Here is a 14,850-nt window from a genome sequence, read left to right as displayed (position 1 = left end):
GATGGAGGGAGAATGAGATTTAAGTTGTTTCTTTATCGAACAGCAATAACCTGTTTGATTTCGGGACAGTGGTCTTGGATGGATTCCTCAACAAGTTGGGATAGGGTTAACTCAGAAGCAGAACAATGACTACAAGTTCCAGTCAATCTGACTTCAACTGTATCTGGTGATTTGATCGAAACCAATTCTACATCACCATAATGGCTTTGTAAGCGTGGTCGCACTCGATCGAGGGCTGTCTGAACCCGTAGCTGTAAGGGAGATTTAACGAGTCCGTGGTATAGCAACACTCCATAGACTACTTCATCTTCAACAGCCTGACGTAAAGCTGGCATTGATTCTTGTTTGATATTCTTAATCAATCGCGTCAATGCTTCTTTATGTAAGTCTTCAATAGCCCTTTGTATGCCAACAACCACACACCGTTGGCTTTCATCCCATTCAGAAATGATAGTTTCAAAGCGATTGATTTCCTTTACCAATTCATCAATGCTTGCAGGTTCCAATTCAGTATCATTCATTTTTGTTCGGTATGATAAAAATTCATCAGAAATATTTTGGGAAGAAGAGAAAACCCGTGCTTTTGAATCGGGAAAGGTAATGAGTTACCCGTAGAAAATGTTTTATATCTGGAAAGGACTATTTGTTTGATGTGTAATGTCCAATTCCCAACATCCAATCCCTAATCCCCAGTACCCAAGACCTAGATAATTACTAATAATTACTTAATTTTGAAATCTTTAAGTAAAAATGGCATCATAGTCCCAGGGATAAAACTAGATATTGCGATCGTACCCCAAAAAGGAATTGAAGTTTGGGACAACCACATTAGTAATAACAGGGAAATACTAAAACCAATTCCAATCTGTTGGAAAAAGTAGATTGGATCTCTTAGCATTTTGCCTTTAAAAAATAACTTGGTAGAAAACCAGCCGATCTCTAACATAAATCCTCCTATAAATCAGCTAAGAAATTGAGAACAAATAAACCTACAATTGTTGCGGGAATTACGCTAGCAGTACCAAATATTCCACCAAGAATAGCGGAGAATTTATAGCCCAAATCTTTTCCGGCTAAAATCATTCCCCCAATAGCACCACCAGTTAAAGATACAAGTGCTGCCAATATTAACCACACTAATCCTGTAGCTAAATTTATTTCACCAGCAGCTAAATTTGTCAATAATTCTTGTACTGTTGGGTTAGCCAAAATTTCAGACATATTTCTCCTCTTTTTTAATAGCAACTACAAACTAGTGCAAGTCGGCGGAAATAAAGCAACCATTTATAAAGTCGAGAAGCTAGATACTATAAGACTTTTTACTTATGTCCTACGGACACGCTTGCCCTAATGACTTCCGCGCACCGGTACTAGAGATATTTACTTATAGGAGTTACACAGAGAAAAACTAAAACATTATATATAATTAGTATTTAAAACTCTTATCTGTACCAATTACTCATTATTTTTACTCATTACTTATGACTTATTACTTACTTCTTACTTTTTACTTTTTACTTCTTACTTTTTACTCCTTAGCAACACCTAATTCTTGTAATGCTTGACTAACAACTTGTGCCTGCTCATCTTGTTTATTTTTAATAAAAATGTCAAATGCTTGTTGATAATAATTAATTGCTTTTTGGAGATTCCTACTATTTCCTGACTCTGGTTTTTCTAGATTGTCTGGTAAGTTAATTAGAGCATTAGCTTTATTCGCAATTGTATTCGCATATTCTAAAGGTGTATCTTGAGCATTACGAATTTTTAATGCTTCATCGTAAGCAGTAACAGCCCGCAAATTATTCTTGAAGGGATGGGAAGATGGTAAATATTGCAGTGCATTACCCAGATTATTTTGCAACATTGCATATTCTTTCGGGTGTTCGATCAAGTTAATGTGCTTCAATGCAGTTTCAAATGACTGTACCGCTAAACCTTCATATAAATATTGTTGTTGCGAACCTGTGGACATGGAAAGATATGCGATCGCAATATTATTATGCAAAATAGCGTATTCCTGTGGGTACTGTTGATAGGTGAAGATTCGCAAAGCTTGTTGATAAATTTGGATGCATTCCGTAACTTGAGCTAATTTAAACGGTATAAGTGACTGCAATACCAAACCCAAATTCATTTGTGCTTCTGCTAATTCTGGAGGTGAAGCTAACTCTTGTAAAACTGGTAAAGCCTCTTGGTAATTGGTTTTAGCTTGTAACAGTAATTGTGTCCCATTATCTGGAATTGTCCTTAAAGCATTGGCTTTACCTAGTTTAGCCCGAGCTTTTAGAAGAGGATGTTCCCCTTGACATAGTTCATCAGCTTTATCATATAGTGCGACTGCATTCCATACATCATCAGCAGTTTTGGGCTTTTTAAGTACACCCTGTGCAATTTCAATCAGCATCTCAATTTTTTCTGGTGTAGTTGCTGAAGTTTCGGTAATAGCTTTCATCGCTGCTTTAACAGCTGAATCTGTCATACTGGGGATCATTACCAATTTCCTCGACGCAGGTGAATAAATAGCACTAAGTTTATGTAAAGGGAACAGGAAACAGGGAACAGGGAAGAGAGAAAAATTTTCCTAACCCAAAAATTTGTTGCTGTATAGCGTCATGAATTCTATAAATGAGTAGCTTTTTTATCTAAAACAACCAATAGTTCTAATTCAACCTTGGTATTAGAAAATCAGGAATTAAAACAAACTCTAATCTTTATTAAATTCCCCATATAACCTTAACCTAGGTAACTATATATTTTTTGATGTTTAATTTAAAACTGATGCAGCGTAAATTAAAATCAAAACAATACATAATTATTTGAGATTACAAAAAGTAATTTGTGATACTTAATTTTTTAGTAAGTACCATTCCTGAAAATTTAATTAACAATTCCAAATTTTCATGTTGAGATTTTGGAACTTGAGATTTGGAACTTGAGATTTGGAATTTGAGATTTAAGATTTTAGGTTTTAGGTTCGGAATATGATATTTGGTAACTCAAGTCTTTTCAATCTCAATATCTTTTTTCTCATATTATATGGATTGTGAGATTTTATTAAAAATAATTAACCCAGTTTTAAGATTTTTGTTTGCTCGTGATATTTTACTTTTACTAAAAGAAAAGTAATAAAATAACATAAAACCAAATTCAACAAAAATTATTAAAATTTACAGCCAAAAAATCTGTAAAATTTGTGTCTAACTTGTTCTCTTTGCTGTTAATATTTCCCTACATGAGAACAATTCACACATCATCCAAAAATAATGTAAACAGTGAACAATTTGCTCAAAAATACTTGAGATGAAAAATAAAGTCTCAGCAATTAATATTGAATTATCAAGTGCAGAAAATTAAGTAGTGAGTGCACAGTTAACTGTTAACTATTAACTGTTATAAGTCTGTAACAAAAGACCACTAATGACTAATTTATTATGGCTGCAAGGTGGAGCCTGTTCGGGTAACACCATGTCATTTCTCAACGCAGAAGAACCTACGGTTTGCGATCTGGTAACTGATTTCGGCATTAATGTATTGTGGCACCCTTCTTTAGGTACTGAGTTGGGTGACAATGTACAAAGATTGTTGTGGGATTGCATTTCTGGTAGAGTTTCTCTTGATGTTCTTGTATTTGAAGGTTCGGTTGTTAACGCCCCAAATGGAACCGGTGAATGGAACCGTTTTGCAAACCGTCCAATGAAAAGTTGGTTAGCGGATTTAGCTCAAGTGGCTAACTACGTTGTAGCGGTGGGAGACTGTGCAACTTGGGGTGGAATTCCGGCGATGGAACCTAATCCTAGCGAATCTCAAGGATTACAGTTTCTCAAACGTAAACAGGGTGGTTTGTTAGGGGAAGAATTTCGCAGCAAGTCAGGAGTACCGGTAATTAATATCCCTGGTTGTCCCGCTCACCCCGATTGGATTACGCAGATATTGGTTGCGATCGCCACAGGTAGAATTGGAGATATCACTTTTGATGAGCTAAATCGTCCTCAAACCTTTTTCAAAAGTTTTACCCAAACAGGTTGTACCCGCAATATTCACTTTGCTTATAAAGCATCTGCGGCTGAATTTGGTCAGCGTAAAGGATGCTTATTTTATGACTTGGGTTGTCGTGGACCCATGACCCATTCTTCTTGTAATCGGATTTTGTGGAACCGCGTCTCTTCCAAAACTCGGGTTGGAATGCCCTGTTTGGGTTGTACGGAACCTGAATTTCCATTTTATGACCTCAAGCCAGGAACAGTATTTAAAACCCAAACTGTTATGGGTGTTCCTAAGGAATCACCTCCTGGGGTCAACAAAATCGACTATGTATTGCTCAGCATCGTATCAAAAGATGTCGCACCAGGTTGGGCAGAAGAAGACTTTTTTACTGTCTAAGGGATTGGGGATAGGCGATAAGCGATTAGGAGTAAACAGTCCCCAATTGCAAGTCCCCAGTCGCCAATCCCCAGTCGCTATATGCCGCAAGGCGGCACACAGTGCTATCCCCAGTCGCCAAAAGGAGAGGAGAATGGAAATTCAAACTTTAGATATTTCGCCCCTCGGGAGAGTAGAGGGCGATTTAGATGTCAGAGTAGAAGTTGAAGATGGTCATGTAGTAAATGCTTGGACCCATGCGGAACTATTTCGCGGATTTGAAGTTATTTTACGTGGCAAAGATCCACAAGCAGGCTTAATTGTTACTCCCAGAATATGCGGTATTTGCGGAGCATCCCATCTTACGAGTGCCTCTTGGGCATTGGATGTTGCTTGGCAAACAGAAGTTCCACGTAATGCTATTTTAGCTAGAAATCTGGGTCAAATAGTTGAAACTCTACAAAGTATACCGCGTTATTTTTATGGTATTTTTGCTACAGACTTAACTAACAAAAAGTATCAAAATAGTATTTTCTATACAGAAGCTTGTGAGCGATTTGCTGCTTTTAGTGGCACCTCCTACGAAAAAGGTATTACTATTTCTGCCAAACCTGTAGAAATTTATGCCCTTTTTGGCGGACAATGGCCCCACTCTAGTTATATGGTACCAGGGGGTGTAATGTGTGCCCCTACTTTAACCGATGTTACCCGTGCCCTATCAATTCTAGAATATTTCCGCACTAGCTGGTTAGAGCCTGTATGGTTGGGATGTTCTTTAGAACGTTATGAAGAAATTCAAACTTATGAGGATTTTATGGTATGGTTAGATGAAAATCTCAGCCACCGTAATTCCGACTTAGGTTTCTATTGGCGGATGGGCTTAGATATAGGTTTAGATAGATATGGTGCCGGTGTAGGTAAGTACGTTACTTGGGGATATCTACCCCACGAGGCAAAGTATCAAAATCCCAGTATTGAGGGACGTAATGCTGCCATGATAATGAAAAGTGGAGTGTATGAAGCTTCTAGTGACACCCATGTACCGATGCACCATTCTTTTGCTCGGGAAAATACAGTTCACTCTTGGTATTCTGAAGGAGAAGCTGATACTTACCCTCTCGATCGCAAAACTAAACCAATACAAAATAATGCCAAAGATTTTAATGGTAAATATTCTTGGTCAACTGCAGTCAAACATCAAGATTATGGTCGCTTGGAAGCGGGTCCTTTAGCTCGTCAATTAGTTGCTGGTGGTAAACACGGCGAATCTTGGCAGCATTATGATGGATTTATCCTTGATACTTTTAAACGTATGGGTGGTGCTAGCATTCACCTACGTCAATTAGCAAGAGTTCACGAACTTGTGAAGTTATATCGTCAAGCCGAACGCTGTTTGCAAGAGTTCCGTCTTAACGATCCCTGGTATATTAAGCCTCAAGAAAAAGATGGACGGGGATGGGGTGCAACAGAAGCTGCACGAGGTTCTTTGTGTCACTGGGTCGATATTGAAGATGGTAAAATCAATAACTATCAGATTGTGGCTCCAAGCACTTGGAATAGTGGACCTCGCGATGCAGAAGGAGTACGCGGTCCAGTAGAACAAGCATTAATTGGTACTCCAATTGAAGATCTCACCGATCCTGTGGAGGTCGGTCATGTAGCTAGGTCTTTTGATTCTTGTTTGGTTTGTACGGTTCATGCTCACGATGCTAAAACAGGTGAAGAGTTAGCCCGTTTCCGTACTGCGTAATAGTTTGATTCCAGCTTGCAAGTGAGCCCAACAGAAAATAAGTTCTCCTTGTAGCTGACTTCTGTAGAGACGCGACAGAGGCTAACGCCGACGCCGCAGGCTCTGTCGCGTCTCTACGACTTCTGACTCCTGAATTCTCACTTCAAAAATCTACACTGTAAACTATAAACCTGTGTCTGAATTAGCATTACATCAACATCTCTCTATTCTTCCTGATGTCGCACTCCAGGAATTTACTCAATGGTGTGTTTTAGAACAAGCAAAAGAAGCTGGATATGAATTTACTCCCAATGAAAGTAAATTGGAAAATCTTTCCGCAAATGAATATATCTACCAACTTGTAGACCAATTTTTACAGGTGAAAAATAACCCGATCAGAGATGGTTTAGCTGCAGTATCTGCAGGAAAACTTGTCGACAGACATGGTTTATCAGGAGCAGCTGCAATGGCTGATTTTATTTCGCTGTATGTTAAATACTTATTTCCATCAGAAGGTAACGACCCCCAACAAGCTGATGAGTTAATCAAGCAAGCCTCACAACAACAGTTTGAGAAGCTGGCTCAAATTGCTAAAGAACACAATCTTGAGTTGAAAGCTTAAGTAAGATTGATTTCTCAATTGATAGTTGTAACGTTTTTTCAAATAAAATAATGCGTTACAGCTTTGTTAATTTATTTTCTTAAGCTACACCCATTTTGAAAACCTGAGTTTTTATCTGAAGGTGCATTACGAATCTAGATGTGCTCAAGGTTTAGATTCATCATTCAAACAATAAATGCTCAGACAATAAATATATTTTTGTGCAGACCTATCAGAATCATTTCAAAGCTATGCCCATAATTCAAACAGAAATATTTCCCGTTAAGATAACTGTTAATATCAGAAAGAATATTTACTCAGGAGAAGTTTATTTTGACGATAATGTCAATATAGTTTTCCATCATCATGTAACAGAAGATGAAGATTACTACATAAAAACTTCTCTTTGTGAACTTACAAAAAAATACCAAGGCAAGGGGAAGTATTTTTTACTTGTAGATCTGAGAAATGCTCCTAAGGTTGGTGTGATGATTACACCATTGGATAAGTTAGACGAAATTTACACTTTTACCAAGCATCAAGAAACTGATAAATTTTTAGCAAGCATTAGCTAGAATAGGTTTTAGAACTCCGATCTGTAAATCTTAAGAGTAGGGTGATAAAAATCAAAGTCTATCTATTTACTTGTAAGCCATATAGAAAATAGACAATATAGAATAATCGTCATCAAAAGATGTTTCACATCCTATAGGTAGCCTCTGCATATATTTAGCTAGCAATTTTATCAATTTCCCTACTCAGTATAATTTAAATATCATCATTTCAATATATTTCTGATTCATCAGATACCAAGTGAGGTATATTACAAAACAGACTCAAGGTAACTAAAGTTACAAAGTTAATAAATATAAAAATTTTAGACACTGATAGTAAAGTGCTTTATACTACTTGCTAAATTGTGCTTAAGGTCTCAAAAGGTAAGAAACTATGTATATATTTGCAAGTTGTCAAATACTAATAATTCAGGTACATATGAGCAATCAACATCCCTCATAAATTATTAAATCGATCAAGTTGCCGTATTTCAGAAATAAATATATGTTTCTGATTTAACTTAAGTCACAATTTTGACCTTCAGTTACAATTCAGTGAATTTTAAAAATGTTCTTAGACTCATATGTTATTTTCCGAATAAATAGTATTTGAAGTTGTAGGCGATACACAGCACCAAAAGAACTAAACATTGGAGCTTAAGACATATGCAAAGAAGAAAACTGCTAAGAGATTTGTCAATCGGAGCTGTTGGAGTGACAGCAATTTCCCTTGGTTGGAACTTTCGTGATTTAGTAGTAGCTTCAAAACAAAAAGAGAAGCCTCATTGGGGTTATATCGGTGAAGAAGGACCTGAAAACTGGGGTAAATTATCACCAGAATTTTCTTCTTGTGATTTAGGTACAGCCCAATCACCAATTGATATAAACTCACCTATTGAGGCTAATCTCGACCAGTTGGAAATTGATTATCAAAGCTCTCCATTACGGATTATTAATAACGGTCACACAATCCAAGTTAATTATCAGTCAGAAAGCGTACTGAAGTTAGATGGAGAAACTTATAAGCTCGTGCAATTTCACTTTCATCACCCCAGCGAGCACAAAGTTAACAGTCAAAATTTTCCAATGGAACTACATCTAGTTCACCAAAATGAAAAAGGGTCTCTAGCTGTATTAGGTGTATTTCTCAAACAGGGTAAAGCAAATAAAGCTTTAGAATCTATTTGGGAGGTTTTACCGGAGAAAAAAGGAAAAGAACAAATAATTCCTAATGTAGAAATTAACGCTTCTGAATTGCTACCAACGGATAAAGAATTCTATCGATATTATGGCTCTTTGACCACACCACCTTGTTCGGAAAAGGTTAATTGGATTGTTTACAAAAAACCAATTGAGGTTTCGGTCACACAAGTACAAAAATTTTCTAAATTATTTCCACTTAATGCAAGACCAGTTCAAAATTTAAACCGTAGATTTTTATTGGGTTCAAATTAAACTAGTTATATCATACAAGCTCAAACACCTAAAAGATGGGTATTTGATTCATTATGCAGATTCATATGACTCATTCCCACAACTAACAAAATCTCAAATATGGACTAGAAACAACTTATCAATCAATCTCTAAAAAGATAGAACTTACGCACCCACTAGCTAAAAATAAGGATTTAAGTGCTTTGTCAGTGCGTAAGTTTTGTAATAACAAATGAGATGTGATGATAGAATTTTTAGTTCTTTAATCCTTTCTTAAAATTCAAGATTAGACTGATAAGCTGACTGCACACTTAAATTTAATAATGAGCGTGTCTGTAATGCTTTTACAGTCTGATTTCTTATTTCAAACTAAATGTCGAACAACTTAAACTTAACTAAATTTTAGATAACAAAGAAGTCTCGGAAAATGTTGACATTTGTTGAATCTTCAATAACACCAATCAAATCATCTTGGAAGTAAATCAAAGTATCAGATTCAGAACTACCACTTAAATTATCAAAACCAAGAGAGTATTGTTCGGAATTTCCACCGACTTCAATAAAATCACGTTTGTAATCCCAATCTTGGATAGTTGCGTAACTTTCACCCTGGTAATAAGCTCCAGAAAAATCACCCAGAACGAAGGTGTCAAATCCATTTCCGCCAACTAGAGTGTCATATTCTGTGCCACCTGTAGAATAGCCATCAAGGCGATCGTCTCCTCCACCCCCATAAAGAAGATCGTCTCCTTTTCCACCCTTGAGGATATCATCTCCTTTACCACCTTTCAGGGTGTCGTTTCCTTTACCACCTTTGAGAATATCGTCTCCTTGATTCCCGTAAAGACTATCATCCCCCTGGTTACCGTAAAGAATATCATCATCTTTACCACCCTTGAGAATATCGTTTCCTTTTCCGCCTTTGAGAATGTCATCTCCAGCATTACCATTGAGGCTGTCTTCACCCGCATAACCATGAATAAGGTCATCGCCTCTCAAACCGGAAATAGTGTCGTTACCTAAACCACCGTTGAGAATATCATCATTAGATGTACCTTTATTAACGAGAGAAAAAACGTTGTCCTGAATGATAGTTGTATCGGTATTTCGCTTAATGATATCCGCTAGACGAGTGTTTTCTATGATTTCAATTTCTTCTGGCGTGAAGACATTTTCATAGTAAAAGCGATCGCCATCTCGTAAGACTTGAAATTGGTAACTGAGGACAGCATATACACTCTCGCCAACACTAGCATTAGGTAGTAAGTCTTCAGCTAGCATACCGACAAAAAAATCGATGTTATCTACGTTACCATATAATTCTTGTAAAGTATTTTGTTTCTCTTGGTCAGAGGTAATCTCTGCAAAACTAGTCACGCGAAATAAACCAAAGGCTTCTCTAACTGTATTGTAATCAGCCAAGCCATTGAGTCGTCCGCGTTGAATATTAATTGCTGCTAAATCCCTGGCGCTGACAGAACCTCTTGGACCCATACCAAATAACAGGTTACGCACATCATCAATGATTTCATTATCCACCTGTTGGCTTTGGGAAGAAGAAATACCTCTAAGAATCGGATCGATCCCAGCTTCTTGAAGAACTCCAGAACCTGGAAAGAAGACTTCACTTAAAGTGAGATTTCCTTTCGGAATAACCTCACCTTCAGTATCTAAGCGGACAATATTTGAACTAAGTTGAGTATGACCTAAACGAAATGCTGCAGTACTGAATGCACGAGTAATACCAGGGTTGACCTCGGAGTTATAACCTGTGTATTCAGGTAAAGCATTGTCACCCAATAATGCTGGAATATACTCATTAAAAGTAATTGATTGCATTTGGGCTATATTAATTTGACGGGCGCGTTGAAATAGTTGCTCGTCAGTCCATTCTGGATTTATTTCCTCAAGCTTTGTTGCAATACAGTTATGTTCTCTTACGAAGAGGGTGTGAACCGATGATAGTACGGCATTTTCATTCGCTCGGACATCTCCTGCAACAAATAAATCTGTAGGAACTTGGCGGGTGGGATTATCATTTTCTACACCACCCTTATCTGCGGGTAAATTAAATCGTAATAAGTCACCTTCACTAGTCTTGAGTTTACCTCCCTCAAAAGAACGCAAGAAATCAGCACGCTTTTCATCAGAGCCATATACATTGGAGCCATCGATCCAAGCAGTAATAACGTTGGGTAATTGTTTGGGATTATTGTCACCAGTCCCGGTACCTTCAATGACTTGAGAATCATTAAGTTCAATAACTACATTACCTGTATTTTGTGGGTCTAAAAAAGGATCGCCTGCAGGTACTGGAATAGAAACAGGCTTACTTCCATCTTCAGGAGTTAGGCTGAGATCGTGGTCAAGAAACTGTCCCCAAGCCCAAATAAAGTTAGTCAGTCCTCTAGGATCGAAAATATCTTCATTTTGCTGAGAAATAGCGTTACTAATTTCCCGTGGGTTGGGACGGTCTTCTCCTGTGGGAGTAGAGAAACCGTCACCATAATTAAGTGGTGCAATATCTACCAGAGCACTATCAGTCACTCCATATTCAGGGTTCTGCAGATTGTTTCCAGTCCCATCAAAAGATTGAACTTCAAAATCATTATTTAAGAAAGGGTTATTGAAAAAGATTTGATGTTGCATTGGGTTAAATCTTTAAAATTATTGAAAATGAATGAAAATGACAATCGATCTTAAAAGCAAATTTTAGTAACTTATACAAGCTCTTCAGTCAGTTAATGGAGCTTTGGTAGAAGCAAAATCTTGTATTTTGTAATAAATATTACTGCAAGTATAAGTAATTGGTTGCGTTATGCCCCAAACCTTTATCTTTTAATTTAAGTTGTATGAGTACTATTTCAGAAAATTTAAGTAATTGATTTAATGCTTTTAAGTGAATTTATGTTTTAAAAAGTTTTTTCAACAATCGCTATTAGATCGAGAGAAAGCATGGATATTTCCTCAATATCAATTAAGCGATAGCTGAGAATATCACTTGGAGGTAAAAAATCTTTTTTTTGAAGCAAAAGACTTGATAATGAATTAAATATTCAAGTCTTTAAAATAAATAAAAATTTACAGAGCGATCACAAATTCAAGCTGTAAGACTATATTTACCACCATATTTACCACCATGAAAATAGTAGTAGTATTGGAGCAATAATTTTTAACTAATTTTTTACTCCCTCAAGCTATTGGGAATACTAAAGGAAGTTGATATTTCTTCCTTATTGCATGCTGAAAAAAAGATCGTGAAGATTTCATAAACTTTAAACGGAGTTAGAAAACGTCTCTGTAGATTTGATGTTGAACATCAGATCACTTTTTCAAAAAATTGGCTGACATTTCAAGAAAATAAGCGATAAATTAATATTCAGTATAATTTTTTAGTTATTCCTACTCTTGTCACTAATAAATATATTACACCTAGATAAAATAGTTTCAATACATGGTTTCTAATCTTTGTATATTCTTCAAGATTTGAGCTGATTTAAAATAATACCAATTTCCTTTAATATGGCTACACTTTTTTTATAAAAGGGAACAGGGGTCAGACCGCCGCCGATAGACGTAATCCGGCGAAGCTAACCCGTTCCGCTTTGCCGCGTCCGAGGGTGGGAATGCTGTTCACCGTAGGTAGGTGCGTGCAAGCAAGACAGGGAAGGGGGAACAGGGAACAGATTGGAATAATTGATGTGTAGCAGTTTTTTTTTGAGATTGGTATAAAATATATTTATGATAAATAATCTATGACAATTCACTAAATGCAAGTGCCATAAAAAGAATAGAAAATTTATCTCGATTACAGAATTATTTACAAAATAAAACTTAAACCTTTAGGGGAAAATCATAAATATTTACAGCATTTGACTAATTTCAATCTATTACTGTCTTTTACCACGTTATAGAGTTTTTTCCTGAAATCTCAATTTTCATTAGAAATTTGTCTGAATTTTGATCGGATGTGATGCATGGGTTTTTTATCCTGTAGCAAAAATCATCGGATAATATCCGTAAATGTAGTCTTTTTCCTAGTTAAGTCATCTACTAAAGGGATAATCTAACTAAGAATAAAAATAGTGAATTCCTGCGATGATATCAATCTGGTTAATTAGACATGGAGAGTCTGAAGCTAACGCTGGTTTACCAACTTCTGATGTTGCTTTAATCAACCTGACAGAGAAAGGACACCAACAAGCAAAAAAAGCTGTTTCAGCGTTTACCCAAGCACCTTCTTTGATTGTCACTTCGCCTTACATTCGTACCAAGCAAACAGCACAACCTACTGTTGAGCGCTTTACTTCTACTCCTCAAACAGAATGGTTAGTACATGAATTTACCTACCTTAGCCTTGACCGACGTCATAACACAACAGCAAAAGAAAGACTTCCAATGTCGGAATCTTACTGGGAAAGGTGCGATCCAAACTATGTTGATGGTATCGGTGCAGAGTCATTCGCAGATATGATACAGCGAGTACAAGATTTTCGGCAAAAAATATATCGATTGGAGGAAGAATTTACTGCAGTTTTTACACACGAAACATTTATCAGAGCATTTTTGTGGTTAATGCTTAGCAATGCTGTAGAAATCAACTCTAAAACAATGGAAGAATTTCAAGCTTTTATCAAGTCTTTAAGGATTCCTAACTGTGGAATTGTCAAGTTAGAATGTCGTAATTCAGAGATCTGGTTGAATGGTGTATCTACATCACATCTGTCACGTTAACAGTTATCAATTTATGGCTAACACCACGTACGCCCTTACGGGCTAAAGTTACCAGTTACTCATTACTCATTACTCATCACCAATCTACTTATTCTTATCCTTATTTTTATTTTCCAAATATTGTTCTATATCAGCAACAGCATCTTCCCAACTTGCTAAGTCAATACCGGAGGAGTTATCAGTTACTTTGCCATTATTTGTAGTGTCGCTAATTGAATGAGTATTTTCTTCTTCTGTATTCTCATCTTCCTGCAGAATGTTTTGTAACTGCTCTAAAGATTCTTCAAATTCTTGAGCAGCTGTGCGACGCTGTTTTTGCTGATTTTCCTCCATAGCCTTTGATTTTCCTCTATAATTTCTTAATTATTAGGACTAAATTTTAATTATTAAGACTAAAACTTAATAGATTATGGCATATGTCGTAGATCTACAATTTCTTTTATTCGAAGATTTTTCCTGCTTCATAAGTCAAAACCTCACAAGTCAAAAGCCTTGATCGCAAAATCAGTGAGGGTAACGGTAAAACTTTTCTGTTGTTCGCTACTGACAAAACTTGTAATCACTTCACAAGCAACTGCGACAGTCAAAAGAACCAAGTTTCGGGCTAAGGGATAGTCGCAGACATCATCGTTAGCTGATGTCGGTACGCGATAGCTTTGATTCCAAATGATTTCTGCGTAGTCGCTTGCTAAACCTACGTGAAGACAAGGTATATGAGTAGCACAGTAATCTGTGACTATTTGACGAGCGATACTATTATCGAAGCAATCAATGACAAGAGCACTTCCATTTAATAATTGTTTTACATTGATTGGAGTAAGTTCCTGGGAACGTCCATCTACTGCAATACCCAAAGCCCGATATAAGCTGTTAGTAAGAATTTTGGCTTTATATGCTCCTACATCAGAACGATAGTAGGGTTGGGTTGAAAGATTGCGCTCTTCAATTCTGTCTTTATCAATTACCCGCAATTTACTAAACCCGGAACGAGCAAGATTTTCGGTCAGGTTTGCACCCAAAGCTCCCGCACCACAGATAGTAACAGGAAAATCTCTTAACTTTCCCATTAGTGCAGGGGTACGATGTAGTTGTTCATGGAAAAATGCATCAGTCATGGGGATTGGGATCGGCGAAAGTGTGGGGAGTGTAGGGAGTTTGGGAAGTGTGGGAAGTGTGGGAAGTATGGGGGGTGTGGGAAGTGTGGGGAGTGTGGGAGTGTGGGAGTGTGGGAGTGTGGGAGTGTGGGGAGTTTGGAAAATAGTGTCGAGTTGGGGATTTGGGATTAGAAATTGGGAATTTGGTAAAAAAGAGATGAAAAACCATTTTTGTTGACATTTTTACTTTCCCCGGTCGAGTACTAGTAGTCTGTCAATTTTGAGTTGAGGGATACAAAAACACGATAATCTATAAACACCCAAATCAATCTGGTGTGTGTG

The 14,850-nt window shown here is 36.9% G+C and carries 14 protein-coding genes; 7 read left to right on the top strand and 7 right to left on the bottom strand.

Features of this window, described 5'->3' with window-relative positions; genetic code table 11:
* Positions 1–32 precede the first annotated feature (32 nt).
* From QNJ50_RS12495 to QNJ50_RS12480, 4 genes are all read right to left on the bottom strand, one after another.
* Positions 33–521, bottom strand: coding sequence for a NifU family protein (locus QNJ50_RS12495; protein WP_300635727.1), 489 nt, complete (start codon positions 519–521; stop codon positions 33–35).
* Positions 522–721: 200 nt separating this feature from the next.
* Positions 722–946, bottom strand: a complete 225-nt coding sequence (locus QNJ50_RS12490; protein ID WP_300635726.1) for a hypothetical protein — start codon at positions 944–946, stop codon at positions 722–724.
* A gap of 8 nt (positions 947–954) precedes the next feature.
* The gene (locus tag QNJ50_RS12485) at positions 955–1,221 is read right to left on the bottom strand and encodes a hypothetical protein (protein ID WP_300635724.1); all 267 of its coding nucleotides are present in this window, start codon (positions 1,219–1,221) and stop codon (positions 955–957) included.
* A 307-nt stretch (positions 1,222–1,528) separates the two neighbouring features.
* On the bottom strand, positions 1,529–2,494 hold the full coding sequence (locus tag QNJ50_RS12480) for a hypothetical protein (RefSeq protein WP_300635722.1): 966 nt from the start codon (positions 2,492–2,494) through the stop codon (positions 1,529–1,531).
* A 926-nt stretch (positions 2,495–3,420) separates the two neighbouring features.
* Here QNJ50_RS12480 and QNJ50_RS12475 point away from each other — a divergent pair.
* The 5 genes from QNJ50_RS12475 (at position 3,421) to QNJ50_RS12455 (ending at position 8,701) form a co-directional block, all read left to right on the top strand.
* Entirely contained in the window at positions 3,421–4,383 is a 963-nt protein-coding gene (locus QNJ50_RS12475; protein WP_300635720.1) for a hydrogenase small subunit, read from the top strand.
* Between the two features lie 133 nt (positions 4,384–4,516).
* Positions 4,517–6,112 (top strand): nickel-dependent hydrogenase large subunit, encoded by a 1,596-nt coding sequence (locus QNJ50_RS12470; RefSeq protein ID WP_300635794.1) that lies wholly within the window; start codon positions 4,517–4,519, stop codon positions 6,110–6,112.
* Between the two features lie 172 nt (positions 6,113–6,284).
* A complete protein-coding gene (locus QNJ50_RS12465) occupies positions 6,285–6,713 on the top strand; it encodes a hypothetical protein (RefSeq protein WP_300635718.1) in 429 nt (142 codons plus the stop codon).
* 230 nt (positions 6,714–6,943) lie between these two features.
* Positions 6,944–7,267 carry a hypothetical protein gene (locus QNJ50_RS12460; RefSeq protein WP_036268939.1) on the top strand — a complete coding sequence of 108 codons (324 nt, stop codon included), beginning with the start codon at positions 6,944–6,946 and terminating at the stop codon, positions 7,265–7,267.
* Between the two features lie 645 nt (positions 7,268–7,912).
* On the top strand, positions 7,913–8,701 hold the full coding sequence (locus tag QNJ50_RS12455) for a carbonic anhydrase (protein ID WP_300635713.1): 789 nt from the start codon (positions 7,913–7,915) through the stop codon (positions 8,699–8,701).
* Between the two features lie 381 nt (positions 8,702–9,082).
* Here QNJ50_RS12455 and QNJ50_RS12450 read toward each other — a convergent pair whose 3' ends face one another.
* On the bottom strand, positions 9,083–11,329 hold the full coding sequence (locus QNJ50_RS12450) for a peroxidase family protein (RefSeq protein ID WP_300635711.1): 2,247 nt from the start codon (positions 11,327–11,329) through the stop codon (positions 9,083–9,085).
* 1,449 nt (positions 11,330–12,778) lie between these two features.
* Here QNJ50_RS12450 and QNJ50_RS12445 point away from each other — a divergent pair.
* Positions 12,779–13,414, top strand: coding sequence for a histidine phosphatase family protein (locus tag QNJ50_RS12445; protein ID WP_300635709.1), 636 nt, complete (start codon positions 12,779–12,781; stop codon positions 13,412–13,414).
* Between the two features lie 84 nt (positions 13,415–13,498).
* Here the strand turns inward: QNJ50_RS12445 and QNJ50_RS12440 are convergent, their stop codons facing one another.
* Together QNJ50_RS12440 and QNJ50_RS12435 are read right to left on the bottom strand one after the other, a co-directional pair.
* Positions 13,499–13,747, bottom strand: coding sequence for a hypothetical protein (locus QNJ50_RS12440; RefSeq protein WP_300635708.1), 249 nt, complete (start codon positions 13,745–13,747; stop codon positions 13,499–13,501).
* A gap of 143 nt (positions 13,748–13,890) precedes the next feature.
* Positions 13,891–14,529 carry a ThiF family adenylyltransferase gene (locus tag QNJ50_RS12435; protein ID WP_300635707.1) on the bottom strand — a complete coding sequence of 213 codons (639 nt, stop codon included), beginning with the start codon at positions 14,527–14,529 and terminating at the stop codon, positions 13,891–13,893.
* On the opposite strand from QNJ50_RS12435, the gene QNJ50_RS12430 reads away from it, so the two are divergent.
* The gene (locus QNJ50_RS12430; protein ID WP_300635705.1) at positions 14,528–14,746 is read left to right on the top strand and encodes a hypothetical protein; all 219 of its coding nucleotides are present in this window, start codon (positions 14,528–14,530) and stop codon (positions 14,744–14,746) included. The two genes, QNJ50_RS12435 and QNJ50_RS12430, sit on opposite strands and share 2 nt — an antisense overlap.
* The last annotated feature ends 104 nt before the right edge of the window (positions 14,747–14,850 follow it).

This window comes from Mastigocoleus sp. MO_188.B34 (genome assembly GCF_030065675.1).
Lineage (GTDB): Bacteria > Cyanobacteriota > Cyanobacteriia > Cyanobacteriales > Nostocaceae > Mastigocoleus.
The sequence above is the reverse complement of the archived record's forward strand: the minus strand, read 5'-3'. Positions and strand labels throughout refer to the sequence as shown.